This window comes from Pseudovibrio sp. SCP20 (genome assembly GCF_057774105.1).
Map to the genome: position 1 here is coordinate 1 of NZ_JBYMDH010000014.1, position 1,768 is coordinate 1,768.

At 48.1% G+C, this 1,768-nt stretch carries 1 protein-coding gene; it reads right to left on the reverse strand.

The annotated features are described in order from the left end of the window. Positions 1–1,768 (reverse strand): calcium-binding protein (locus AC3CB2_RS23440; protein WP_352936787.1); only part of this gene is annotated, 1,768 nt, incomplete at both ends.

The following is a 1,768-nucleotide window of genomic DNA, read 5'->3' on the forward strand; positions in this document are numbered from 1 at the left end:
TTCCTCGCCCCGCAAATGCTGCCACCAGCCTCCGTAAGCACCAGCTTCCAGAGTGTCATTGCCCTTACCGGCATAAATCAAACTGCTGGCAGAGCCACCCTTGATGATGTCGTCGCCATCAGTGCCATGCAACTCAAGGCGTTCACCATCATTAAGTACCTTAATCTCGCTGAGCATCGTGCCATCAGCAAACTCAAAGCGCTCAATATGCTCGCCCATGTCTGCAATACGTAGTTCTCCGTTTTGATTGTCTTTGTTCCAGGAGAAGCGCAGGACCTGACCTTGCGTTTCATAATCAAAATTGTCGATTGTAAGGTCAGAAAGTTTCAGGTCCTTGAAGTATAGTGTATCTGTTCCGCTACTGGACCATTCGGCACTACGTGAGATCCAGACATTTCCATCATCTTTACCGATCAAATAGATGTCATCATCATTCTGGCCAAGCAGGTGCTGCCATGAACTGGAGTATCCGCCTGCATCCAGTACATCGTTTCCATCTCCACCATAGATATAGTTAGATTCCTGCGTACCTACGATGAAGTCATTTCTGGATGTACCATCTAGTCTTATACGATTGTGAGAAGCCTCTGAAGCCGTTGCTGAAGTACTCTCAATATCCCCGATTTCCAGCTCGTAGCCATCTTCGAACCTGATTGTATCGATGCGTTTTGATGATGAGTTCCAGTTTTTGATGCGAATGCTATCGGAGAGATCGGCGAAGGCAGCATCTGGATTTTCCGGATCAAGCACATAGATGACCAGATCATCGCCTTCAGTGCGCAGCGTGACCTGGTCGAGTTTCAGATCTGTCAGAATGAGGAGGTCGTCAGAACCACTACTATCGGAGATGATGTCTTTGTCGTCGCCGCGAGCGTAGATGTAAGTGTCATCTCCTGCGCCACCTTGCAGATTGTCGTCTCCAACACCTCCAACCAGGAGATCATTATGGCCTCCACCTTTAAGGGTATCGTTTCCTTCACCACCAAAGAGACTATCATACCCATCTTTGCCCTCAAGCGTGTCGTTGCCCTCACGACCAATTAGGAAGTCAGAACCATCCTTACCTTTGAGGGTCTCATTCCCAGTTGCCCCTTCAATCCAAGCCCGCTTATTTGAAGCTGAGATGGTCGAGCCCTTAACAGCCTTCAGGAAGCTACTGGAAAAACGAGATAGCGGTACAGAGACACCAGAGGCAAATTGCAGGCTCTCAATCCGGTAAGAAGCATTATCCCAATCCTTAATCCGAATAACATCCTCCACCTCACTGAGAGGCTGGTCATGGTTATCACTCGGCAGGATATAAATCAGAAGATCATCGCCACTTCTTTTCAAGGTGATGTCTTCAAGCTCAATGTCATCGGCAAAACGTATTGCATCAATAGCAACTTCGCCTTGGGACTGAGAAGAATAAAAAGTGAACCCAAATTTACCACCAACAGTGTAACCTGACCCAATAACAAGCTCAGAAGTGGACGGTTCACCGCTTGCATCCTTGATTGTGTCTTTGCCATCGCCTCTGCTGAAGAGATAGGTGTCTGCTCCTTTGCCCCCTTCGAGAAGATCATCTCCTTTACCGCCAGCTAGAGTGTCATTCCCATCTTCGGCTTTTAAGGTGTCATTTCCCTCACCACCAACCAGAATGTCATTTTTGTCACTGCCCGTGATGGTGTCATCACCCTTGCCGCCAAAAGCCGCCTCTTGAGTTGAGACATGAATGGTGTCATCGGTATCATCTCCAATGAGCGCTCTCATGTCATTGGTGGAGATG